The organism is Vibrio sp. R10-SG-ISO4, from assembly GCF_059834135.1.
The window spans coordinates 19,179-41,134 of record NZ_JCBDHJ010000002.1; the positions used below are offsets into that span (position 1 = coordinate 19,179).

23 protein-coding genes and 1 other RNA gene are annotated in these 21,956 nt (G+C 50.3%); 16 read left to right on the forward strand and 8 right to left on the reverse strand.

Translation table 11 applies throughout. The features are described 5' to 3' along the window. Window positions 1-52 precede the first annotated feature (52 nt). The 3 genes from AC6R03_RS01065 to AC6R03_RS01075 all read right to left on the reverse strand — a co-directional run bounded on the left by AC6R03_RS01065 (window position 53) and on the right by AC6R03_RS01075 (window position 1,184). Window positions 53-640, reverse strand: a complete 588-nt coding sequence (locus tag AC6R03_RS01065; protein ID WP_500631820.1) for a 5-formyltetrahydrofolate cyclo-ligase — start codon at window positions 638-640, stop codon at window positions 53-55. Window positions 641-689: 49 nt separating this feature from the next. Further along, window positions 690-871: non-coding RNA, 6S RNA (gene ssrS / locus AC6R03_RS01070), on the reverse strand. Between the two features lie 7 nt (window positions 872-878). Continuing rightward, window positions 879-1,184: a cell division protein ZapA gene (locus tag AC6R03_RS01075; protein WP_334554159.1), complete on the reverse strand. Its 306-nt coding sequence runs from the start codon at window positions 1,182-1,184 to the stop codon at window positions 879-881. 237 nt (window positions 1,185-1,421) lie between these two features. On the opposite strand from AC6R03_RS01075, the gene AC6R03_RS01080 reads away from it, so the two are divergent. Genes AC6R03_RS01080 through AC6R03_RS01090 form a run of 3 tightly spaced genes read left to right on the forward strand, consistent with a single transcriptional unit; the run spans window position 1,422 to window position 4,461 of the window. Next, the gene (locus AC6R03_RS01080) at window positions 1,422-2,000 is read left to right on the forward strand and encodes a YecA/YgfB family protein (RefSeq protein ID WP_487901387.1); all 579 of its coding nucleotides are present in this window, start codon (window positions 1,422-1,424) and stop codon (window positions 1,998-2,000) included. Between the two features lie 20 nt (window positions 2,001-2,020). Continuing rightward, on the forward strand, window positions 2,021-3,199 hold the full coding sequence (ubiH, locus tag AC6R03_RS01085; protein ID WP_500631819.1) for a 2-octaprenyl-6-methoxyphenyl hydroxylase: 1,179 nt from the start codon (window positions 2,021-2,023) through the stop codon (window positions 3,197-3,199). Between the two features lie 35 nt (window positions 3,200-3,234). Continuing rightward, entirely contained in the window at window positions 3,235-4,461 is a 1,227-nt protein-coding gene (locus AC6R03_RS01090; protein WP_500631818.1) for an FAD-dependent 2-octaprenylphenol hydroxylase, read from the forward strand. 167 nt (window positions 4,462-4,628) lie between these two features. On the opposite strand, the gene AC6R03_RS01095 is transcribed toward AC6R03_RS01090, so the two are convergent. The 3 genes from AC6R03_RS01095 to ygfZ form a co-directional block, all read right to left on the reverse strand. After that, window positions 4,629-4,835 carry a DUF1107 domain-containing protein gene (locus AC6R03_RS01095; protein ID WP_334554167.1) on the reverse strand — a complete coding sequence of 69 codons (207 nt, stop codon included), beginning with the start codon at window positions 4,833-4,835 and terminating at the stop codon, window positions 4,629-4,631. A gap of 598 nt (window positions 4,836-5,433) precedes the next feature. Next, window positions 5,434-5,916, reverse strand: coding sequence for an aminoacyl-tRNA deacylase (locus AC6R03_RS01100; protein WP_500631817.1), 483 nt, complete (start codon window positions 5,914-5,916; stop codon window positions 5,434-5,436). Continuing rightward, complete coding sequence (gene ygfZ, locus AC6R03_RS01105) at window positions 5,903-6,868, reverse strand: tRNA-modifying protein YgfZ (RefSeq protein WP_500631816.1); 966 nt, start codon at window positions 6,866-6,868, stop codon at window positions 5,903-5,905. Before ygfZ ends, AC6R03_RS01100 begins: the two co-directional genes overlap by 14 nt. Before the next feature lie 180 nt (window positions 6,869-7,048). Between ygfZ and AC6R03_RS01110 the strand changes: the two genes are divergently transcribed. Together AC6R03_RS01110 and AC6R03_RS01115 are read left to right on the forward strand one after the other, a co-directional pair. After that, window positions 7,049-7,309 carry an FAD assembly factor SdhE gene (locus AC6R03_RS01110; RefSeq protein ID WP_334554172.1) on the forward strand — a complete coding sequence of 87 codons (261 nt, stop codon included), beginning with the start codon at window positions 7,049-7,051 and terminating at the stop codon, window positions 7,307-7,309. Window positions 7,310-7,322: 13 nt separating this feature from the next. After that, on the forward strand, window positions 7,323-7,727 hold the full coding sequence (locus AC6R03_RS01115; RefSeq protein WP_500633019.1) for a protein YgfX: 405 nt from the start codon (window positions 7,323-7,325) through the stop codon (window positions 7,725-7,727). A gap of 2 nt (window positions 7,728-7,729) precedes the next feature. Here the strand turns inward: AC6R03_RS01115 and nadB are convergent, their stop codons facing one another. Continuing rightward, window positions 7,730-9,358 (reverse strand): L-aspartate oxidase, encoded by a 1,629-nt coding sequence (gene nadB / locus AC6R03_RS01120; protein ID WP_334554174.1) that lies wholly within the window; start codon window positions 9,356-9,358, stop codon window positions 7,730-7,732. Between the two features lie 361 nt (window positions 9,359-9,719). Between nadB and rpoE the strand changes: the two genes are divergently transcribed. The 11 genes from rpoE (at window position 9,720) to acpS (ending at window position 18,999) form a co-directional block, all read left to right on the forward strand. Further along, entirely contained in the window at window positions 9,720-10,301 is a 582-nt protein-coding gene (gene rpoE / locus AC6R03_RS01125; RefSeq protein WP_334554176.1) for an RNA polymerase sigma factor RpoE, read from the forward strand. Window positions 10,302-10,353: 52 nt separating this feature from the next. Continuing rightward, window positions 10,354-10,983 (forward strand): RseA family anti-sigma factor, encoded by a 630-nt coding sequence (locus AC6R03_RS01130; protein ID WP_487901381.1) that lies wholly within the window; start codon window positions 10,354-10,356, stop codon window positions 10,981-10,983. Continuing rightward, window positions 10,980-11,942: a sigma-E factor regulatory protein RseB gene (gene rseB / locus AC6R03_RS01135; RefSeq protein WP_500631814.1), complete on the forward strand. Its 963-nt coding sequence runs from the start codon at window positions 10,980-10,982 to the stop codon at window positions 11,940-11,942. Before AC6R03_RS01130 ends, rseB begins: the two co-directional genes overlap by 4 nt. Continuing rightward, window positions 11,939-12,409 carry a SoxR reducing system RseC family protein gene (locus tag AC6R03_RS01140; protein WP_487901379.1) on the forward strand — a complete coding sequence of 157 codons (471 nt, stop codon included), beginning with the start codon at window positions 11,939-11,941 and terminating at the stop codon, window positions 12,407-12,409. The genes rseB and AC6R03_RS01140 overlap by 4 nt, the downstream gene beginning before the upstream one ends. A 167-nt stretch (window positions 12,410-12,576) precedes the next feature. Next, entirely contained in the window at window positions 12,577-14,370 is a 1,794-nt protein-coding gene (lepA, locus tag AC6R03_RS01145) for a translation elongation factor 4 (RefSeq protein WP_487901378.1), read from the forward strand. 123 nt (window positions 14,371-14,493) lie between these two features. Continuing rightward, window positions 14,494-15,390 (forward strand): signal peptidase I, encoded by an 897-nt coding sequence (lepB, locus tag AC6R03_RS01150; protein ID WP_500626461.1) that lies wholly within the window; start codon window positions 14,494-14,496, stop codon window positions 15,388-15,390. A gap of 30 nt (window positions 15,391-15,420) precedes the next feature. Next, window positions 15,421-16,098, forward strand: a complete 678-nt coding sequence (gene rnc, locus AC6R03_RS01155) for a ribonuclease III (protein WP_334554189.1) — start codon at window positions 15,421-15,423, stop codon at window positions 16,096-16,098. Continuing rightward, a complete protein-coding gene (gene era, locus AC6R03_RS01160; protein WP_500631813.1) occupies window positions 16,091-17,065 on the forward strand; it encodes a GTPase Era in 975 nt (324 codons plus the stop codon). The genes rnc and era overlap by 8 nt, the downstream gene beginning before the upstream one ends. 91 nt (window positions 17,066-17,156) lie before the next feature. After that, the gene (gene recO / locus AC6R03_RS01165) at window positions 17,157-17,879 is read left to right on the forward strand and encodes a DNA repair protein RecO (RefSeq protein ID WP_500631812.1); all 723 of its coding nucleotides are present in this window, start codon (window positions 17,157-17,159) and stop codon (window positions 17,877-17,879) included. Further along, the gene (pdxJ, locus tag AC6R03_RS01170) at window positions 17,879-18,610 is read left to right on the forward strand and encodes a pyridoxine 5'-phosphate synthase (protein ID WP_334554195.1); all 732 of its coding nucleotides are present in this window, start codon (window positions 17,879-17,881) and stop codon (window positions 18,608-18,610) included. Before recO ends, pdxJ begins: the two co-directional genes overlap by 1 nt. A 5-nt stretch (window positions 18,611-18,615) precedes the next feature. After that, window positions 18,616-18,999, forward strand: coding sequence for a holo-ACP synthase (acpS, locus tag AC6R03_RS01175; protein WP_500626462.1), 384 nt, complete (start codon window positions 18,616-18,618; stop codon window positions 18,997-18,999). Window positions 19,000-19,013: 14 nt separating this feature from the next. On the opposite strand, the gene barA is transcribed toward acpS, so the two are convergent. Then, complete coding sequence (barA, locus tag AC6R03_RS01180) at window positions 19,014-21,806, reverse strand: two-component sensor histidine kinase BarA (RefSeq protein WP_500631811.1); 2,793 nt, start codon at window positions 21,804-21,806, stop codon at window positions 19,014-19,016. Window positions 21,807-21,956: the final 150 nt, after the last annotated feature.

Consider the following 21,956-nt stretch of genomic DNA (forward strand, 5'->3'; position numbering starts at 1 on the left):
AATGCGGTGTAAATATCAGTGAATTGCGCGCGATTATAGCCGCAAATGACGTCTATTCCCAATCCCATATCCGGCTTGGGGTCACTATTTTTGGAAGTGGCACGTCCCATTGCTCAGCAGGTAGGACATCAACGTGTTGGCAATCATGGGCTAAGCCAATTGGCTTTGCGCCTTGCGAGCAGGCAAACCATTTGGCTAAGGTACGATCGTAGTAGCCGCCGCCCATGCCAAGGCGTTGGCCACGTGAGTCAAAACCGACCAAAGGTGTGCAGATTAAATCCAGTTTTTCTACCGGGATGACTTGAGTTTGGTCAAGCTTGGGCTCTGGAATGTAGAAGCGGTTTTCCACTAACGGCGTGTTGGCGTGATAGTGCAAAAACAGCAGGTGGCCTTTGGAAAAAGGATGCAGCACAGGGAGATAGGTTTTTTTACCTTGTTGCCATAGCCATTCGATTAACGGCATGGTGTCAATTTCGCCGTCCGTTGAGAGATAAAGTGCGATGTGCTCGGCAGAGGTGAGCTCTGGAAGTGATGAAAACTGATGCACGAGATCAAGCGCGGCGAGGTGCTGCACATCACTGTCAAGTTGCTGTCGTTTTTGGCGGATGGTTTGACGAAATTGTTGTCGAGACTCAGACATGCTGCGTTACCCCTATCAAAGGGTAAATCCAACGCATGTTGCGCAAGGAGGATACCCCAGAGTGCCGTTGGAGATGTTGACCCTTGAACCAGCTGGTTCAAGGCGGATCAGCAATGATAACCGTAGGCTTCTCGGTGCATGCCGAGCTTGCTCAATAGCTATCAAGTACCGACCCTTGGGTATTGCTTATCGGCTCAGGGACTAATCCCCTCACGCACACTCCAGGGTAAATTCTTGATTATTGCTGTCCTGGCTTTACTTTATTCAATGCATCGTCAATCGATGCGGTGAGCAATTCCATGCGCTCACACATGTGATTCTGTTGCTCTTCCACAGTATCACGGGTTTCGAGTTCATGACAGAAGTTCAGCGCGACGAAGGTCAGCAATTGCACTTCATTGGTCATTTTAGTTTTTGCGGTCATCTCTTTTAGGCTTTCATCAAGGCGCTTTGCAGCTCGACGTAGTGAGTCTTCTTGTCCCGCAGGGCAATTCACTCTCGTCAGCTTTCCTAAAATTTCGACATCTACCGCTTGATTACTCATATCAATTCAAATATTCCGATTAAGATGACAATTCAGCGCCCTACGCAATGTCACCGAGGAGGAAACTATAGGAAAAGCCTAGATAAGATTCAAGCTTTTCACGACCGACTCGGGTGTAAAAAGACACGAAATGGACAATTTGCGTAAAAGCTATTCACTATTGTCGATTCGTGCGTTTTCGCAAGGTGTGGTAAGTGTTAGGATTAGTCCTATTCCTGTAAAATTTGGGTCATTTCTATGAGCAATAAATCCCTACCAGATTACCTCTCTCTCGCAAGCGAACTGCAAAGTGCCGGACTGGCTGTGAACCCTTCGGAGCTACACGGCTTATTGACGGGCATGCTCAGCGGTGGTTTGAGTCTGACTGATAAAAGCTGGCAGCCGATGCTGTTTGACTACACCAACGAAGGCATGGGATGGCCAACCAGTGCGTTAGCGCACGCGCAAAAGACGTTGGATGTGACGGTTGCAGATATGACCAGCGCCAGCTTAGAGATGGCCTTGCTATTGCCCGATGAGGAGGCCAGTGCCTCGTTGTTTGATGTGGCTGATGGTGTGGCCGATTGGGTAAACCATTTTATCTCTGGGCTTGGCTTGGTAGGCACCAATTTGAAAAAAGCGTCTCAAGAGTGCAAAGAAGCCCTTGCGGATCTTGAGGAGATCTCGAAATTGGGGATCGACGAAGACGATGATCTGCAAGAGCAGGCCGATCTACTTCTGCAAGTGATCGAGCACATCAAAGCGTGCGTACTGACGATTCATGCCGAGTTCGGTCAAAAACCGAGTACGCCCGAGCGCGCACCTACGATCCATTAATTCGTCAGTAAGGAATCAGGATGAAGCAGTATGATGTGGTGATATCAGGGGGAGCCATGGCGGGAATGACGCTGGCTCTCGCGCTGGATACTCTGTGTCATGGTGAGTTGTCGATTGCGGTTGTGGAGTCTTTCGAGTCCGATCACAGTCGACACCCTGGCTTTGATTCGCGTTCGATCGCGCTCTCTTATGGCAGTGCGAAGCAGTTGAAGCAGTGGGGGCTGTGGGCAGCCATCGCGCCAGTGGCAACGAGCATCAATCATATCCATGTCTCTGATCGCGGCCATGCAGGCATGACGTCGATCAGCAGAGAAGAGATTGGTGATCAAGCGTTGGGGTACGTTGTCGAATTGGCCGATGTTGGGCGTATTTATCACCAACTGGTCAGTGAGCGCCCCGCGATTACGCTCTACTGCCCAGATTCTGTGCTACAACTTGAGAGAAGTGCTCAGCACGTTGAGATTATCCAGTCTAGTGGCGAGCACATTCGAAGTCGATTGCTGGTTTCGGCAGACGGTGCGTTATCATCGAGCTGCGATCAAGTGGGGCTGACGCTCGATGAGCATGACTTTGATCAAGTGGCAATCATTGCCAATATTCGTGCTCAGCAGCCACATCATGGACAGGCATTTGAACGCTTCACTGAAACCGGCCCTTTGGCGCTGTTACCTATGTCGCAAGAGCGGTTGTCTTTGGTGTGGTGCGTCAAACCTGATCGCGCTAGCGAGTTGCTTTCCCTCTCTGACAGCGCTTTTTTAGCTCAGCTACAAACGGCGTTTGGTTGGCGACTTGGCCAGTTGCAACAGGCTGGCCAACGCGCCAGTTATCCACTGATTTTGCGTACTCGTCGACAAACGATCGCTCATCGTATCGCGGTGGTGGGCAACGCAGCGCAAACCTTGCACCCTATCGCAGGGCAAGGGTTTAACCTAGGTATCCGAGATGTGGCGACGCTAGCTGAGCTGATCGCGGGCGCACCAAACGATCCTGGGCACTATGATCTTTTGTCCAAATATCGCCAGCGTCGAGAAACGGATCGTGAGCAGACCATTGCGTTGACCGCCGGTCTGGTTCATACCTTCTCGAACGATTACTTAGCCATGCGAATTGGTCGAAACGTCGGACTGGTGGCAATGGAGTGGGCGCCGCCAGTGAAAAAGCCACTTTTACAACGCACATTGGGTTTGGTGGCACGTTAACCGGCCATCACATCGTAGAAAAGAAAGGACAGTTCATGCAAAGTGTTGATATTGCTATCGTTGGTGGCGGAATGGTTGGTCTAGCGTTGGCCGCAGCGCTCAAAGAGACCGATTTGAGGATTGCCGTGATTGAAAGTCAGCAACCCGAGCCTGAGCTAGGAGCATTGCCGGACGTTCGCGTCTCTGCGCTCAGTCGTTCAAGTGAAATTCTATTGCGCAATATTGGCGCTTGGGATGGCATTATTTCAAGACGTGCAGCGCCTTATCAAGCGATGGAAGTGTGGGAGCAAGACAGCTTTGCACGTATCGAGTTTGATGCCACGCAGCTCGCCCAGCCCGATCTCGGCCATATTGTTGAAAACCGAGTCATACAGCTCGCGTTGCTTGAGAAAGTGACGCAGCAAGCCAATGTATCAATGTTTATGCCGGCCAAGTGTCAAACCCTTGCGGTCGGTGAAAGCGAAGCGTGGCTGACGCTGGATGATGGTCAAGCATTGACGGCCAAGTTGGTGGTTGGCGCAGATGGCGCGAACTCTTGGGTTCGACAGCAGCAAGATATTCCATTGACCCATTGGGACTATGGCCATAGTGCGGTGGTGGCGAATGTCGTCACAGAAGATGAGCATCAAAGAGTCGCTCGGCAGATTTTTACTGCGCAAGGGCCGCTTGCGTTTCTTCCGCTTAATGATAGTAAGATGAGCTCGATTGTCTGGTCCACCGATCCGAACCGAGCTCAGCGCTTAGTCGAGATGAGTGACACCGAATTCAACAAGCAGTTGATGGTTGAGTTTGACGGGCGGCTAGGGCTATGTGAAGTGCAAGGTGAACGCTTCGCCTTTCCTCTTAAAATGCGTTACGCACGAGACTTTGTTGCTGAGCGTATCGCCTTAGTGGGCGATGCCGCGCACACCATTCACCCATTAGCCGGTCAAGGCGTGAACTTGGGCTTGCTGGATGCGGCTAGCCTAGCGCAAGAGATCGTCGAGATTTGGCAATGCGGTGAAGATATTGGCCGCAAGCGCAATTTGCGTGCTTATGAACGCTGGCGTAAAGCGGAAGCGGCGAAAATGATTGCCGCCATGCAAGGATTTAAAGATCTGTTTGCCGGCGATAACCCTGCGAAGAAACTGGTGCGAGGGATTGGTATGTCTTTGTTGGGGCAACTACCGGGCGCAAAAGATGAAGTGATGAAGCGCGCCCTTGGGCTTAAAGGCAATCTCCCTGAGTTGGCCAAACGGGCTCGAACACTCCAACCCGATTAAGCTCACTCCGCGCGTTTATCAAGCGCCTATAGGCGGGATACTCTTATCCACAAAAACCTTAGTCGTAAACCATAGCCGCGAAAAGAATAAAGGGTTGGTCACTGACCAACCCTTTTACTTTATCTCTTTGAGTGTTCCACCCGCGCTCATTGGCGGTATGGTAACGCTCAAGCGTACGCGCAACGGAGCTTCATAATTTCTTGATTCACTTCCTTCACCGCTTTGAAGTGTTTGCTTTCTGCTTTTGCGGGTAGGATGAGCTTGCCATTATCAAACTCAAAACCTCCGACTCCGTAGATGTAGATTCTTCCCTTAAATAGCCGACTCACGTGTTTAGCAATCATACTTGGTGTATAGCGCTTAAACAGTCTCATACGTTGTTCCTTTTCTTTAGCAAGCACTGCGAATCATACTAAATTCCCCAATTAGAATGTGTGATTGTTATGGGGGAATATGCAGTTAAAGTCTTTCTATTTGGATATTTGTGTTGCTGTAGGCAAATTTACGGATAAATATCCAAATTGGTGTGATTGTTACCTCATTTATGTTCTATCGATACTGTTCGGTTTGGGGTTTCTCAACGCCGGCAATTAAGCCAGAGCAATATGACAGAAATAAGAATAGCCCAAACTAATAGGAAGGTGTTAGAAAATTGTTAATTGCCAGAAAAAATGCCCGCACAAGGCGGGCGAATAGTCACAGATGCATTACACAAAAAGTGGATGTCCTGAAACAATCAGTGGATTCACTTTTTTGTTGGAGAAGGATTACACTACGCGCTTTACACTAGGTGAATAAAATCGCAGTGCCAAGCAATACATCTTAATTCGCTCGATTCTTAAACCAACGCGAGCAGGATACTGTATTTTATTTCTGGTGACTATATATGCTTTAAAAATGAATAAAAATTTTTAATTAGTGATTGCTAATTGCGATCTTTATCACACAATTTCTGAAAGTGAGAGCTGTGTATCATGTATGAATGATATCTGATACCAAGGGTTGGCAAAGCTTAAGCAGGTCGTCGCACTGAAGAGCGATACCCGCAAAGGGAGAACCACTACTAATGGTGACAATGGGTTCATTAAGAATGTGAGCATCGAACAGGATCGGCATTTCTTGAGCGAGTAGTAAAGGCACAACAGCTCCGATAGGGTAGCCGGTGATAGTGGGGACTTCGTCTATCGGAACGCAAGTCATGCGGCGCCAATTGAGCTGCGCTCTCACTTTTTTCGGGTCAACGCGGCAGTGCCCAGGGGCACACGCCAAGGCGTAGCGATCGCTCATATCACGCAGCAAAATAGACTTAACCATTTGGGCTGGGCGCACGCCACGTTGCCGTGCTGCCTCTTCAATTGTGATCGCTTCGCTCTCGTGAGGCAGCAAGCGATAGGGCACCTGCTGCTGCTCTAGAAATTGCGTGACTTGAGTACGGATACGCTTACGCCTCGTCAAGTGAGTATGGCAACGGTGCAAACGTCAGACGAGAGTGCTCAAGGTGCTTGAAACGAAAGGGCGTATCTGCATCTAGATTATTTGGCAGCACCGCTAACGCGAGGCACACGCCATCGGTGTATTGGTAGCTCGCCAATACATGGCCCGCACTGCGCCAGTTGTCACCGACCGCACGCTCAAGTTCCGCGTTTTCTTCCAGCACTGCATCGCACTGGCCTTTTAAAATAAACAGGGCTCGCTTGTTGATGCCACGGTATTTCGCTCGTGCTACGGTTTCTTGTCCGGTGTAGCAGCCTTTTGTGAAACTAATCCCGCCGAGCGCTTGAAGGTTCAGCGCTTGAGGAATGTGCTCATTTTGCTGTGTTTGAGTAAGGCTAGGGCTGGCTGACTGAATGTCGTACAGGCGCCACAGTGACTCATCGCTCTTTTGCCCTTCAAAGGCATCGACGATTTGAAATACCGTCTCTTCATTGGTGATCACAACCCAGCGCTGCTGACCGATACGTACCGCGCTGCCTTCGCGTAGCGAACGCACATCACCGCGCTCTTGAGTCAAAGTATCAATAAATGCATCGGCTGCACTGCCCATCACGCCGAGGAGTGTTAGCGGACTTTCACTGAATTCCACTTTGGAAAAAATGGCGTATTTTTTTAGCTCGGCGATCTCTTTCTCAACTAAAGCCTTAGGCTGAAACATCCCATAACCTTGTTGGTGATGAAAGAGATGAAACGCACTCCATACCTTACCTTTCGCATCGCAATGGGCGCCGAGGCGAACTTCATCTTGCGCCAGAGTCACGACGTCACAGGTCAACTGCCCTTGCAGGTAAGACTTACTGTCTTGGCCGGTTGCCTGAATCAGCGCCCAAGACTCCAGTGGGGCTATGGCAAGCGAAGGAAGAGCGTCTTGCGAAGAGAGTGGGAGTGGCGAAAATGTCGTGTTCCAGTCCATAGTTGACTACCTAATGAGTAATGAAGGTGACTTAATTGGGCTATCATAATGCCCCTCTGCGCCCTGAAACAACCTTTGTCTTCAACAGCAAGCGTTCGGACTGTGACTGAGTTAGTAGTTGCAAAGTGCTTTGCTTGTTACACTCGGCGAAAACAACCGACAAGGTGAGGAATAAATAGAATGTACACCGCGGAAGAGAAAGCGCGTATCAAATGGGGATGTCGCCGAGGAATGTTGGAGCTGGATGTGGTCATCATGCCGTTTTTCGAAGAGTGCTTTGATAGCCTACAAGAAAACGAACAGCGTGATTTTGTGTCACTGCTGGAGTGTGATGATCCAGACTTGTTTACCTGGATAATGGGACATGGTCGCAGTGAAAACTTAGGTCATGCAGCAATGGTGGACAAAATTGTCGCCCATAACCTCAGTAAGGTACGTTAACTCCCCTTCATCCATGAGCGTTTACGCTCATCCTTCTTTTATGGCCGCTCAAGTCAACGTCATTGTATCGATGTTGACTTGCTGTCTGCTCATCACAAGCGCCTTACCTTTAGTTGTGACGCCTATTGTGTTGTTGCCTCTGTTTCGATGGGCCAACTCAGACGGGATGCTCCAGGAGTCTCTAAAGGGGGCTATCACATTTGATGCTTATTTTTGCTATCACTACCAAGGTCGACAGTTTGGGATCAAAGCGGTCTCCACCGCTTTGTCTGCGTGGGCGCTGTGTTTGACGCGTAGTGACGGTAAGCGTGTGTTGTTGTGGCGAGACAGCCTGCCCGATGAGCACTATCGACATTTGCTGGTGGCGTTGCGTCAAACCAAGTTGCAGCAAACAAAAAGGGAGCAGCGCGCTCCCTAGTGTTAATTTTTGATCGACTGACGTCTATCTGGCACGAGAATGGTCGGGCCGCTGTCTTTGGCCAGTTCAGGGTAGTCGAGGGTGTAATGCAAGCCGCGACTCTCTTTACGTTGCATGGCACAGCGCACCATTAACTCAGCCACTTGGAGTAGATTTCGCAATTCCAACAGGTTATTCGAGACTTTAAAGTTGCTGTAGTACTCATGTGTCTCTTGCTGAAGCAGTTGGATACGGCGCATGGCGCGCTCTAAGCGTTTGTCGGTACGGACAATGCCCATGTAATCCCACATGAACAGGCGCAGTTCATGCCAGTTATGTTGGATCACCACCTCTTCGTCTGAGCAGCTGACTTGGCTTTCATCCCAAGCCGGTAAGTTCGAGGCCAGTGTCGCCGATGGCAGTTTCTCAATGATGTCTTGTGAGGCAGACCATGCATACACCACACACTCGAGCAGAGAGTTCGAGGCCATGCGGTTGGCACCATGCAAGCCGGTGTAACTCACTTCACCGATCGCATAAAGCTGCGCCAAATCGGTTTGACCATTGAAGTCGACCATCACGCCACCACAAGTGTAGTGAGCAGCCGGAACGACAGGAATCGGCTCTTTGGTCATATCAATGCCAAGATCGAGCAAACGCATATTGATGGTTGGGAAATGCTTTTCGATAAAGTCTGCCGGTTTGTGGCTAATGTCGAGATACATGCAATCGGCACCTAGGCGTTTCATCTCGAAGTCGATAGCGCGAGCCACCACATCTCGAGGGGCCAGCTCTTCTCGCTCATCGAAATCGGGCATAAAGCGGGAACCATCGGGGCGGCGCAAGTACGCACCTTCACCACGCAGTGCTTCAGTGAGCAAGAAGTTTCGCGCCTCTGGATGATAGAGACAGGTTGGGTGGAATTGGTTGAACTCTAAGTTCGCCACTCGGCAGCCTGCACGCCACGCCATTGCGATACCGTCACCGGATGAGACGTCAGGGTTTGAGGTGTATTGGTAGACTTTAGAGGCGCCGCCGGTGGCTAACACCACAAACTTTGCGCGCACGGTTTCGACGTGTTCTTGGTTACGGTTCCAAATATAGGCGCCGATGACTTTGTCTTTATCACCGCCTATTTTATCTTCTGTAATGAGGTCGAGCGCGTTATGGCGTTCGAGCACCGTGATGTTTGGGTGGTTGTGAGCGTTGTCTTGCAGCGACGTTTGCATTGCCATGCCCGTCGCATCGGCAGCGTGCAAAATACGTCGGTGGCTGTGGCCGCCTTCTCGCGTGAGATGGTAGCGAGGCGATTCGCCATTGCCGTCGTCATCTTCTTTGTCGAAGGGTACACCACCATCAATCAACCACTGTACGCATTTTTTTGCATTTTCGGCGATAAATTTGACGCTTTCCTCTTCGCACAATCCTGCACCAGCGATGAGGGTGTCTTGGACATGGGATTCAATACTGTCTGATTCGTCGAAAACGGCGGCAATGCCTCCTTGTGCATAGTAAGTCGCGCCTTCACTACGCGGTCCTTTGCTCAATACAATGACCTTGCCATGCTCCGCCACTCTAAGCGCCAATGAAAGACCCGCAGCGCCGCTGCCCACCACTAACACATCACATTGATGTTCACGGTTTGTGTTCATAAAACTGTTACGTTCCCGAGTTAATTTGTACCCGACAAAATCCATCCTCCACGGTCAGCTGTCGCGTACGGGTAGCCATGAATTGCAATAAAAGCTTGCTCTGGCTTGCTATCATAGCACCGCCAGTGGTGCAATTCTTCGTAAATTACATTGCTTTTCCCCTTGGCACTGCGCACAATCAAATCGTCTTCGTGGCAAGGGCATCACTTCTCAAAAAATAGTGAAATTTGTTTTGAACTTTATTTTTATTACTAGGTCACAATAGTGCTCAAGTAAGCAGTGGTGTCAATACTACATTTTGCATAATTAATGCTCATATCTGAGAGGATAAGAGTCGATAACAATAGGAGTACCCGCTCGAATGAACGAGCAGCTGACCGATCAAGTATTAATTGAGCGAGTTCAGAATGGAGATAAGCAAGCGTTCAACCTGTTGGTGATTCGCTATCAAAACAAAGTCTGTAACCTTATCTCCCGCTACATCAATAACCCAGGGGATGTCCCGGATGTAGCACAAGAAGCATTTATTAAGGCGTATCGAGCCATCCCAAGTTTTCGAGGCGAGAGCGCGTTTTACACTTGGTTGTATCGAATAGCCGTTAATACTGCGAAAAACCATATTGTTGCCCAAGGTCGCAGACCACCCGCGCAAGATGTGGATACTGAAGAAGCTGAATATTACGAAAACGGTAGTGCGCTGAAAGAAATATCGAACCCTGAGAATTTAACGTTGTCCAATGAATTGAAACACGTTGTTTTCAGTGCGATTGAAGCACTGCCTGATGATTTAAAAACCGCGATGACGTTGCGTGAGCTAGATGGCTTGAGCTATGAAGAGATTGCTGCGGTTATGGATTGCCCAGTAGGAACCGTACGTTCGAGAATATTCCGTGCTCGAGAGGCGGTGGAGAAGAAAATCCAACCGCTAATGCAACGTCAATGATAGGTAAATGACAACCCTAATGCCTGATAGATAGGATTAATGGTGAATGATAATGGCTGACAAAGAGAAACTTTCAGCGCTCATGGATGGAGAGTTGGTGGACAAAGGTCTGATTGCAGAGCTCGAGCAAGATGCGTCCAGCCAACAAGCTTGGAAGCATTACCATCTCATTGGTGATGTCATGCGTGGCGATGCGCCGCAAAAGCCTGAATGGAATATCGCAGACAGCGTCGCTTTGGCTTTGGAGTCTGAGCCTGCGCATTCGACTCTGCAAGATACGTCAGTGCGAGAGATCAACGAGACTGCGGTAGAGTCGCAGCCGACGCCTGCTCAAGCCCGTCGTCAGTTGCCTGCATGGCTCAATCAGTTTGGCCAAGTCGCGGTCGCGGCTTGCGTATCGCTGGCCGTTATTTTAGGCGTTCAGCAATACGGTGGGTCTGACGCCGCTGCGCCAGAATCAGACCAGTTACCTGTTTTGCAAACCATTCCGTTTGCGGGCAGTGCAGAGCCGGTCAGCTTGACGCGTTCGTCGGTTGAGCCGCAATCCAGTACGGCGAGTCAAGTCGATGTGCAAGAGCAACGCCGTCGCATAAACGCTATGTTGCAAGATTATGAACTTCAGTTGCGTCTGAACAGTAAAACAGAGCAGATGAATGACCACCCAGAAATGGTAGTTGAATGAGAAAAATCCTGATCAGTGCGCTGGCACTGTTCAGTTTGAATACACCAATCGCCTTTGCAGCCGATGACGCTGCGAAGGCGTTGTTGGATCAAATGAACGATGCCAGCCAGCACCTCAATTACGAGCTTTCTTACATCCTGATCAAGAAAAACAGTATTGAGCCTTTGCTGTACCGTCACGCGCGAGCGGACGACCAACAACTTGCCCACCTTGTCTATCTCAGTGGGCCTATCCGTGAAGTGATTCGCCGTGGCAATGAAGTCAGCTACATTGAGCCTGGTGTCGAACCGTTTACGATTGAGTCGGGTGAAATTGTCGCCCCCACCATCCCTTTGCTTAATGCCGACGTTGATGAATTAAGCCAATTCTACGACTTCGTCCAAGTGGGCCGAGCTCGCGAGGCTGGTACGGCGTGCCAAGTGCTGCGTGTGGTACCCAAAGACGGATTGCGTTACTCCTACGTGCTGTGGGTCGATGAGAAAACGCATTTGCCTCTAAGAGCGGATCTGGTGGATCGTGATGGCGAAGTGTTAGAGCAATATCGCACCATTTCCTATAGCGTCAACGACCATATCGGCACGATTTTAAGTGGTTTGAATGAGGTGAAATTGCCAGAGGTCCTCTCACTGCCCAAAGGCAGTTTAGACAATCCTAATTGGCATGCAGACTGGATTCCAAACGGCTTTGAGCCCAAAGAGCTCAACCGTTATCGTATGGCGAACACTGAGCGCATGGTGGAGAGTCAAATGTACAGCGACGGTCTGTTCAGTTTCTCGATTTATGTCTCCGACAGTGACAACTTGTCACTAAAAGGGCAACTTGTTCGTCAAGGTCGAAGAACGTTGCACAGCTTTGTTAGTGGTTCAGCGGAAATCTCTGTGATTGGCGATATTCCTCCTGCGACGGCAAAACGCATCGCTCAGTCCGTCACGATTGATGCTTCAAGGCACAACCAATGATGACGGCACTGGCGACCGTCTCCTCGGTCAAGGCGCACCATGGCGGATTTCACGTGGAGCTGAGCTGTGAGCAGCAGACCAGTTGCAGCAGTTGCTCGTCGCAAAAAAGCTGCGGCACAGGGATTGTGTCGAAAGCGGTTGGCAATAAATCACTCTACTGGCACTTAGAGACCAAGCAAGCGGTACGTGAAGGACAGGTGGTGGAAATTGGCCTGCCTGAGAAACGGGTGTTGCAGTCGGCCGCGCTAGTCTATCTGCTACCATTGTTTGGTTTGATCCTGGGGGCTTGGCTTGGCTCCGCTCTCATCGCGCCTTGGTTTGACCTTGGCGAGGGCGTCGTCATTTTGTGCTCCGCACTGGCAACGGCAGCGGGTATCCTCTTTGCCAAGACGTTCGCCTCTCATCTTGAGCGACAGTCGTCGCAACAAGTCACTTTGATACGGATTCTGGGTGAGCCAATTAGCTAGTGCGTAGCGCTTAGAAATTGGGTAGAATCTGCCAACTTGTTTGAAATGCCGTCATATGACGGCTTTCTCATACCAATCTGGATAACTCTCTGAACTGAACTGCTCAGCAGAGGGTTATTTCGATTGGTATTTCGTCCCTATTTGAAAGAGTTTAGTCACACCAAATCATGAAGCACATTCGTAACTTTTCGATCATTGCCCATATCGACCACGGTAAGTCGACCCTATCAGACCGTTTAATCCAAGTTTGTGGTGGTTTAAGCGACCGTGAAATGGCCGCTCAGGTTCTCGACTCAATGGATCTGGAGCGTGAGCGTGGTATCACCATCAAATCGCAGAGTGTGACACTGAACTACACCGCTAAAGACGGTGAAACTTATCAGCTCAACTTTATCGACACTCCAGGGCACGTTGACTTTGCCTACGAGGTGTCGCGTTCTTTGGCGGCTTGTGAAGGTGCGCTGTTGGTGGTGGATGCCGGTCAAGGCGTTGAAGCACAAACCCTAGCGAACTGCTACACCGCGATCGAAATGGATCTGGAAGTCGTGCCTATTCTGAACAAGATTGACTTGCCTGCCGCTGATCCTGAGCGCGTTGCCGAAGAGATCGAAGAGATCGTCGGGATTGATGCTATGGAGGCTACTCGCTGCTCAGCGAAGACGGGTCTAGGTGTCGAAGATGTGCTGGAAAACATCGTTGCTGCGATTCCAGCGCCAGAAGGCGATCCCGATGCACCTCTGCAAGCGTTGATCATCGACTCTTGGTTTGACAACTACTTAGGTGTCGTCTCTTTGGTGCGCATCAAGAACGGTCAATTGAAAAAGAACGACAAGATCAAAGTGATGAGCACAGGTCAAACTTGGGGGGTGGATCGTTTAGGTATTTTCACGCCAAAACAAATCGATACCGACATTCTTCGCACTGGCGAAGTCGGTTGGGTTGTGTGTGGTATCAAAGACATCTTGGGCGCGCCTGTTGGTGATACGCTGACGTTGGCGAAAAACGGCAGTGAAAAACCACTACCGGGCTTTAAGAAAGTCAAACCTCAGGTGTATGCGGGTCTCTTCCCTGTCTCCTCAGACGATTACGAAAACTTCCGTGACGCGCTAGGTAAACTGAGTTTGAACGATGCCTCTTTGTTCTACGAGCCAGAAAACTCGGCGGCACTGGGCTTTGGCTTCCGTTGTGGTTTCCTTGGCATGCTGCACATGGAGATCATTCAAGAGCGTCTAGAGCGTGAATACGATCTTGATCTTATCACCACTGCGCCAACCGTAGTGTACGAAGTGGAAAAGACCGACGACACGCTGATCTATGTGGATAGCCCAGCAAAACTGCCGGCGATCAACGATATCGAAGAGATTCGTGAGCCAATTGCACGTTGTAATATTTTGGTGCCTTCTGATTACTTAGGTAACGTGATTACCTTGTGTGTTGAAAAGCGCGGCGTTCAAGTGGATATGGTGTACCACGGCAACCAAGTGGCGGTGACTTACGATATCCCGATGGCAGAGGTGGTGCTTGATTTCTTCGACCGCTTGAAGTCTACCTCACGTGGTTACGCTTCTCTGGATTACAACTTCCAACGCTTTGAAGCGTCTAACATGGTACGTGTGGATGTACTGCTCAACGGTGATAAAGTCGACGCGCTGGCGCTAATCACGCACAAAGATCAATCGCAAACTCGCGGCCGTCAGCTGGTGGAAAAAATGAAAGAGTTCATTCCACGTCAGATGTTTGATATTGCGATTCAAGCGGCGATCGGTAACCACATCATCGCTCGTTCTACGGTGAAGCAGTTGCGTAAAAACGTTATCGCTAAGTGTTACGGTGGTGACGTGAGTCGTAAGAAGAAACTACTGAAGAAGCAAAAAGAGGGTAAGAAGCGTATGAAGCAGATCGGTAACGTCGAGCTGCCACAAGAAGCGTTCCTTGCTATTCTGCACGTAGGCAAAGATTAAGTTTGCCCACCGGTAAAGATTGAGCGCGCTAGTGGGTCGGCGATGTTGACTTGCTTTGGCGCCAACGTTTTGAGTGAAAGGGGTTACCCTTTCACTTTCGTATTTTTGAGATAAGGGAAGTCAATGGCGAACACATTTTCACTCATCCTAGTCATCGTCACTTTGGTGACAGGTATTGTTTGGCTACTGGAGAAGCTGGTTTTTGCTAAGCAGCGTCAACGCCAAGTGATGGATATCGAAGCACAAACCACAGGTTTGGATGACGCGACGTTAGCCAAAGTGAAAAAGCAGCCTTGGTGGATCGAGAACAGTGTCTCCATCTTCCCCGTGATTGCGATTGTGTTGGTGCTGCGCTCGTTCATTTATGAGCCGTTTCAGATTCCATCAGGCTCCATGATGCCAACGCTATTAGTCGGCGACTTTATCCTGGTTGAGAAATACGCTTATGGACTCAAAGATCCCGTTTGGCGTACACAACTGGTGGAAACAGGCAAACCGGAGCGCGGTGATACGGTCGTCTTTAAGTATCCACCACAACCGAGCATCGATTACATCAAACGCGTGGTCGGCCTTCCGGGTGATACCGTGCGTTACAGCAGCAAAAAAGAGATCTGCATTCAGCCACAAGGTGAGAGCACTTGCCGCCAAGTGGGATTATCGAATGTGGTAGAGAGTCCGTTTATTCAAGACGGCGTACCACTTATCCAACTGAATGAAGAGTTGGGTGAAGTGGAGCATCAAATTTTGGTTAACCCTCTTCGTCGTGATCGCGTGTCGGCGTATCAGCCACGCAGTGGTGTGAACGAGTGGGTCGTACCGCAAGGGCACTATTTTGTCATGGGTGATAACCGTGACAACAGTGCTGACAGCCGCTACTGGGGCTTTGTTCCAGAGGCCAACCTCGTTGGCAAGGCCGTTGCAATTTGGATCAGTTTTGAGTTTGATCGTGGTGCAGACAGTGTCTTGCCGACTTGGATTCCAACTGGTGTGCGTTTTAACCGCATTGGTGGCATTAACTAGCTTGTTTAAAGCACAAACTATCGAGAGAGCATGAATTCTCCAATCACTAATCTAGAAAACAGACTCGGCTATCCGTTCAACGATGCCGAGTTACTCCAACTTGCGCTGACACACCGCAGCGCAAATGGAAAACACAATGAGCGTCTTGAGTTTCTGGGCGATTCAATTTTAAGTTTTGTCATTGCTGACGATCTTTATCACCGCTTCCCTAAAGTGAACGAAGGGGACATGAGCCGTATGCGTGCGACCTTAGTGCGTGGCAATACGCTAGCGGAACTGGGTCGAGAATTCGAACTCGGAGATCACTTAAAATTAGGTCCAGGTGAGTTAAAAAGTGGCGGTTTCCGTCGTGATTCCATTCTTGCCGATGCCGTAGAGGCGATCATTGGGGCGATATACTTGGATAGCGATATTGAAGTGGTCCGTAGAATTATACTCAGCTGGTACCAGAGTCGTTTGGATGCCATTAAGCCGGGGGTATCGCAAAAAGATCCCAAGACGCGTTTGCAAGAATTTCTGCAAGGGCGAAGAAAACCGCTTCCTGTCTATACAGTGACTACTATTAAAGGTGAAGCACACAACCAGCAATTTACGGTTTCGTGTGAAGTGGCAGGCATCGGAGATCCTGTCATTGGCAAAGGCACCAGCCGCCGCAAGGCAGAACAAGCGGCTGCGGAATTAGCGCTAGAGCAACTTAACAATGACTGACTCAACCGACAACAACGAATTTGATATCGATGCGTTCTTTTCATCAAGTGGTGAAACCGCGTCGCCAGAGAGCCAACACTGTGGTTTTATTGCCATTGTTGGCCGACCGAATGTTGGCAAATCGACACTGCTGAATCGCATTCTAGGTCAAAAAATTTCGATAACTTCACGTAAACCTCAGACCACGCGCCACCGTATCATGGGTGTGGACACAGAAGGGGATTACCAAGCGATTTATGTCGATACCCCAGGGCTACACATTGAAGAGAAACGCGCCATCAACCGTTTGATGAACCGCGCGGCCAACTCTTCATTGAGTGATGTCAATCTGGTGTTTTTCCTCGTTGATGGCACCCACTGGACCAAAGACGATGAGATGGTGCTCACCAAGTTGCAGAAGTCGAACTTCCCTGTTGTGCTTTGTGTCAACAAAGTCGACAACGTTCAAGACCGCAACGAAGTGATGCTGCACATGATGGATCTGTCGAAGAAGATGGAATTCGTCGATGTGGTACCGATTTCGGCCAAACACGGTAAAAACATTGATGTGCTGCGCAAGCATGTCCGTGAACACTTACCTAAAGCGGCCCATCACTTCCCTGAAGAGTATGTGACTGACCGCTCTCAGCGCTTTATGGCGTCTGAAATTGTGCGTGAAAAGTTGATGCGCTTTACTGGCGAAGAGTTGCCTTATTCGGTGACGGTGGAAATCGAGCGTTTCGATTACAATCCAGACACCGACGGTTTCCACATCAACGCACTGATCTTGGTGGAGCGCAGTGGCCAGAAAAAAATGGTCATCGGCAAAGGCGGCGAGAAAATCAAGACGATTGGTCGCGAAGCGCGCCTTGATATGGAAGAACTGTTTGGCCGTAAGGTCTACTTAGAAACGTGGGTCAAAGTGAAATCGGGTTGGGCGGATGACGAGCGTGCCCTACGCTCTCTCGGTTACATCGACGATCTTTAACCGTTGGCTCTCTTAGCGCTTCGCTAAGAGAGCACTCTCCTCACAGGGTTGACGAAGGATCGCAACCTCGTGTCTGTTGTGATCAAAGGCTATGTCATCAGAAGGTTTACAACGCTGCTTTGTACTTCATCGCCGACCCTACAGTGAATCGAGCCTGATTCTTGACGTATTCAGTGAAGAGTATGGCCGCATCACCTTGATGGCAAAAGGCGCGCGCAGCAAACGTTCTAACCTCAAAGGGGCGCTGCAACCCTTCACACCACTGCTATTGAAATGGTCAGGCAAAGGTTCAATGAAAACACTGCGCCAAGCCGAGCCGGTCAGTTTAGGTCTCCCTCTCTTTGGTATTCATCTCTATTCTGCTATGTACGTCAATGAGTTGATTGGCCGAGTGTTAATGGCCGAAGTGGCGATGCCCGCCCTGTTTCATGACTACCTGCAGGCGTTGACGGAGTTGGCGCAAAGCGAGAATCCAGAGCCTGCCTTGCGCCGCTTTGAGTTGGCGCTGCTGTCGGCGATGGGGTATGGCGTGGATTTTTTACACTGTGCGGGCAGTGGCGAGCCAGTCTCACCGGAGATGACCTATCGCTATCGCGAGCAGAAAGGATTCATTGCCTCAGTGAGAAACGACAACCTGACGTTTTTAGGCAATGAACTGATCGCGATCAGCGAGCGTCGCTTCACCACAAAAGAACAACTCAAAGCGGCAAAACGCTTTACACGACTGGCCTTAAAGCCGTATCTTGGCGGCAAACCTTTAAAAAGCAGGGAACTTTTCATCGCAAGGGTTCCCAGAGCACGGAGTATGGAATAATGAGCTCAATCTACCTTGGCGTGAACATCGATCACATCGCAACTCTACGTAACGCACGCGGGACAAAATACCCAGACCCTGTCCATGCCGCAGAAGTGGCTGAGCGCGCCGGTGCAGATGGGATCACCATCCACCTACGCGAAGATCGCCGTCACATCAACGATCGTGATGTTCGTATCTTACGTGAAACGATTCAAACGCGAATGAATCTGGAAATGGCCGTTACCGATGAAATGGTCGAGATTGCGCTGCAAACCCAGCCAGAGTATGTCTGCTTGGTGCCAGAGAAACGCGAAGAGCTGACCACAGAAGGTGGTCTGGATGTGGTGGGGCAACTTGAGAAAATCAAAGCGGCGACCCAAAAACTCACCGACGCCGGCATTAAAGTCTCTCTGTTCATTGATGCCGATCGCCAGCAAATCGACGCCGCAAAAGCGTGTGGTGCACCCTACATTGAACTGCACACCGGCCACTATGCCGATGCAACCAATGATGCAGACCAACAAGACGAACTGAAAAAGATCGCCGCAGGCGCCAGCTACGCCGCCGATCTCGGCATTACCGTGAATGCCGGGCATGGTCTCACCTATCACAACGTGGCTCCGATTGCGGCCATTCCAGAAATGTACGAGTTGAACATCGGTCACTCTATTATCGGCCGCGCGGCCTTTGACGGTTTGGCAAAAGCCGTGGCTGACATGAAGGCCATTATGGTCGAAGCTAGAAAGTAGTCACTATGGCGATCGTAGGATTAGGCACAGACATTGCGGAAATCGAGCGAGTGGAAAAAGCCCTCGCTCGCAGTGGTGATGCGTTTGCCCAGCGAATCTTAACGCCGCCTGAGCTCGATACGTTTCATGCCATTAAACAGAAGGCGCGTTTTCTCGCCAAACGCTTCGCTGCGAAAGAAGCCGCGTCAAAAGCATTGGGAACGGGAATCGCGCTCGGCGTGACCTTTCAAGACTTTACCATCAGCAATGACGAACTCGGTGCGCCTGTCCTAACGCTGGCCAATAAAGCTTTAGCATTGGCGAATCAAAAGCAGGTGGCGCATGTCCACCTGTCGATCTCTGATGAGCGCCACTATGCGATGGCGACGGTGATTTACGAATCGGCCTGATGTCAGGCCGAGACCTAATTAAGTGCTAGGTAGTGGGCCGACGCCTCGGTCACTTTTTCCATCTCATCTTGCAACTCAAACAGCTCCGGCTCCACCTCTTCAATACTCGCGTCTGAGCGCAGCGCTTTCTCTAGTGTCGCGCAAATCGACTTAAGACGTGGTACACCGCAATATGAACTGCTGCCATGCAGTTTGTGGACATGATGAATCAGATTCTCTCGACCTTCTTCATCCCCATCCCCCGTGAGCGCCTGTTCGACAACCGAATTGACCTCGGGAATGTAGTCGACCAGCATTTGCAACATCTCTTTGGCAAGCGAGGCTTTGTTGGCGGATTGCTTCAGCGCGGCGGGCCAGTCAATGACGATTTGGCTATCACTCGTGGACGGTGTGCTCTGCACATCCGGTGTTGTGTGGACTGAAAGATCGAGCTTTTCCAACTCTTGCACAGTGGCATTGGGGTTCCAGTGCATCAACACCTGCTGCAATACATGCTCTTCTATTGGTTTGGTGAGGTAGTCATCCATGCCGGCTTTGAGTAGGCGGTCGCGCTCGCCTAGCATGGCATGAGCGGTGACAGCGATCACCGGAGTCTGCTCATTGAGCGGCAGTTTTTTAATCGCTTTGGAGGCGGTAACCCCATCCATTTTCGGCATTTGAATGTCCATAAGGATCATATCAAAATGCTGATGTTCCGCCTGCACGACGGCGTCTTCGCCATTGCTACAGGTGATCACTCGCTCAACGCGCTCTTTGAGTAGGGCGGTGATGAGTTTCAAGTTCGCGGGATTATCATCCACCGCCATCACCGTCAGTGGCAATTTATCGGTGCTGACAGGCGTATTGGGCTCCAGTATAGGTAGCGCCTCTTGGTTCGCGGCTAACGTCTGTAGAAGCTTACGGCGTGACAATGGTTTGGTGATGCAGTGAACTTGATACTTTTGAATCAAGTGATCAGACAAAGCAAGGGCGGTACTTGGCATGCCGAGGACAACGTGCGGCGCGTAGGCCATGGCGCGTTCCACCAAGCTTTCCACTTCGCTAACGGTGTTATCTTGGCTCGGAGCCAGATTGAGCAGTACGTAATCATAGCTGGCGGCTTCTTCAGGCATCGACGAGCGGTAAGTGACCGACAAGCCCTCGCGAGTCAACATGTTTTGTACGATCGAGGCCGCTTGCATATTAGGTTCGATTAGCAGCAACTGGCGCTGCGCTAGGGTTTGCGCTTCGATGAGATCGCTCACCGGCATATCGGTGACATGCAACCTCAGGGTAAACCAGAAGGTAGAGCCTTGGTGCAAGCGACTGGTTAGGCTGATTTCACCGCCCATTTGACTGACGAGTTTCTGCGTGATGACTAGCCCAAGCCCGGTGCCACCATAGCGGCGCGAGATGCTGGCGTCTGCTTGACTAAAGGCTTGGAAAAGCTGCGCTTGTTGACGCTCTGAGATACCGATTCCCGTATCACGCACCATAAATTGCAACTCGACCACGTCATCGCGCTGTGAGCGAAGTTCGACGCTGATATCGATGTTGCCACGCTCAGTAAACTTGATGGAGTTGCCCACCAGGTTGGTCAACACTTGTTGGATGCGCAGCGGATCGCCAGCGAGACCCGCCGGAATTTTCGGATCCACTTTGAGCGTCAACTCTAGCCCTTTCTCATGGGCGCTGGTGGCTTGTAGGCTGACCACCTCTTCCAGCGACTCTTGGAACTCAAAAGGAATATTCTCCAGCGCCAGCTTACCCGCTTCAAGTTTCGAGAAATCGAGGATGTCATTGATGATGTTGAGCAAGTTGTTGGCGGAACGCTCGATGGTCTGCAAGTAATCGGTTTGGCTGTTGGTGAGTTTGGTTTTCAACATCTGGCGAGTAAAACCGATCACACCATTTAGCGGCGTTCTTAACTCGTGTGACATGTTTGCCAGAAACTCGGATTTCACTCGCGCCGCTTCTTGAGCGCGTTTTTTCGCAATATCGAGCTCGACGTTTTGGATCTCAAGCTGCTCAAGGGTTTCGCGCAGATCGGAAGTGGCTTGGTCGATGCTGTGCTGCATTTCCACATGGTATTCCGACAGCGAGACCGCCATTGCGTTGATGCCGTTTTTCAACGAGTCGAGCTCGCCGTGCATTTTGCCTTCGATACGCACATCCAAATGCCCACGACGAATGCGATCCACCATGTTTTTCATGTGAGAGATCGGACGGGTCACGTCGTACATCAAGCGGTAGGCGAAGACGGCGGATAGGCCGAGTCCGACGAGCAACACTAACGCAGCGGCAAAAATCTCTTGATACTGCTGCAAGCGCAGCGAAGAGAGATCGAGCTCAATCGAGACATAGCCGAGTGCTGGTGTGGTACTTTGCCCTTCGAGTGTGGCGGTTAAGCCCGCCTCAGAGATAACGGGCGCGCGAAGAATTAAGGTGTTGTCGCGCAAATCAGAGGTGAGTAGCAGCGGGATGGGCTCTTGTTTTGGAAAGGTCAGCGACTCGAAGTTTGGGTGAAAGTTCGAGGTCACGAACAGATCGTGCTTGTAATCAAACACGGCAATACTGCGGACAAATTTCGAGTTCTTACGATGCGCAAAGCTGATGATACGCCTGACGGCTTCGCGGCTGTTGTTGCGAAGCCCATCTTCACTGGCAATCGCCAAAGGCTCAACGATATTTAAACCTGAATTGATGACCTGAGTTTCCAAATCGTGATAGCGATTAAAGGAAAAGAAGGCGGTCAGTAGAAGCCCGATGATCAATGTGGGGGCGAGAGTAAGAGAAATAACGCGGGCGCGTAAGCCATATCTGGTCATTATTGTCTAAACATCGTGGTGTGGATATGGGAAAATAACTTCCATAAATAGAAGCCGCCGAAGGTTTAAGCATAATCAACTCGGTCGGCTCACACAATGATTCTGCTGTAAAAGCGGGAATCGACACTGTAATTAGAGCAAATACAGTCT

Bases quoted from the DNA above. Each gene is read 5' to 3' on its own strand.
- barA (WP_500631811.1), bottom strand. From the start codon at position 21,806: ATGACCAGATATGGCTTACGCGCCCGCGTTATTTCTCTTACTCTCGCC.
- rnc (WP_334554189.1), top strand. From the start codon at position 15,421: ATGAATTCTCCAATCACTAATCTAGAAAACAGACTCGGCTATCCGTTC.
- lepA (WP_487901378.1), top strand. From the start codon at position 12,577: ATGAAGCACATTCGTAACTTTTCGATCATTGCCCATATCGACCACGGT.
- AC6R03_RS01080 (WP_487901387.1), top strand. From the start codon at position 1,422: ATGAGCAATAAATCCCTACCAGATTACCTCTCTCTCGCAAGCGAACTG.
- ygfZ (WP_500631816.1), bottom strand. From the start codon at position 6,868: ATGGACTGGAACACGACATTTTCGCCACTCCCACTCTCTTCGCAAGAC.
- AC6R03_RS01140 (WP_487901379.1), top strand. From the start codon at position 11,939: ATGATGACGGCACTGGCGACCGTCTCCTCGGTCAAGGCGCACCATGGC.
- rpoE (WP_334554176.1), top strand. From the start codon at position 9,720: ATGAACGAGCAGCTGACCGATCAAGTATTAATTGAGCGAGTTCAGAAT.
- AC6R03_RS01075 (WP_334554159.1), bottom strand. From the start codon at position 1,184: ATGAGTAATCAAGCGGTAGATGTCGAAATTTTAGGAAAGCTGACGAGA.
- AC6R03_RS01090 (WP_500631818.1), top strand. From the start codon at position 3,235: ATGCAAAGTGTTGATATTGCTATCGTTGGTGGCGGAATGGTTGGTCTA.
- era (WP_500631813.1), top strand. From the start codon at position 16,091: ATGACTGACTCAACCGACAACAACGAATTTGATATCGATGCGTTCTTT.
- lepB (WP_500626461.1), top strand. From the start codon at position 14,494: ATGGCGAACACATTTTCACTCATCCTAGTCATCGTCACTTTGGTGACA.
- rseB (WP_500631814.1), top strand. From the start codon at position 10,980: ATGAGAAAAATCCTGATCAGTGCGCTGGCACTGTTCAGTTTGAATACA.
- AC6R03_RS01110 (WP_334554172.1), top strand. From the start codon at position 7,049: ATGTACACCGCGGAAGAGAAAGCGCGTATCAAATGGGGATGTCGCCGA.
- nadB (WP_334554174.1), bottom strand. From the start codon at position 9,358: ATGAACACAAACCGTGAACATCAATGTGATGTGTTAGTGGTGGGCAGC.
- AC6R03_RS01095 (WP_334554167.1), bottom strand. From the start codon at position 4,835: ATGAGACTGTTTAAGCGCTATACACCAAGTATGATTGCTAAACACGTG.
- recO (WP_500631812.1), top strand. From the start codon at position 17,157: ATGTCATCAGAAGGTTTACAACGCTGCTTTGTACTTCATCGCCGACCC.
- AC6R03_RS01115 (WP_500633019.1), top strand. From the start codon at position 7,323: ATGAGCGTTTACGCTCATCCTTCTTTTATGGCCGCTCAAGTCAACGTC.
- AC6R03_RS01130 (WP_487901381.1), top strand. From the start codon at position 10,354: ATGGCTGACAAAGAGAAACTTTCAGCGCTCATGGATGGAGAGTTGGTG.
- pdxJ (WP_334554195.1), top strand. From the start codon at position 17,879: ATGAGCTCAATCTACCTTGGCGTGAACATCGATCACATCGCAACTCTA.
- AC6R03_RS01065 (WP_500631820.1), bottom strand. From the start codon at position 640: ATGTCTGAGTCTCGACAACAATTTCGTCAAACCATCCGCCAAAAACGA.
- ubiH (WP_500631819.1), top strand. From the start codon at position 2,021: ATGAAGCAGTATGATGTGGTGATATCAGGGGGAGCCATGGCGGGAATG.
- acpS (WP_500626462.1), top strand. From the start codon at position 18,616: ATGGCGATCGTAGGATTAGGCACAGACATTGCGGAAATCGAGCGAGTG.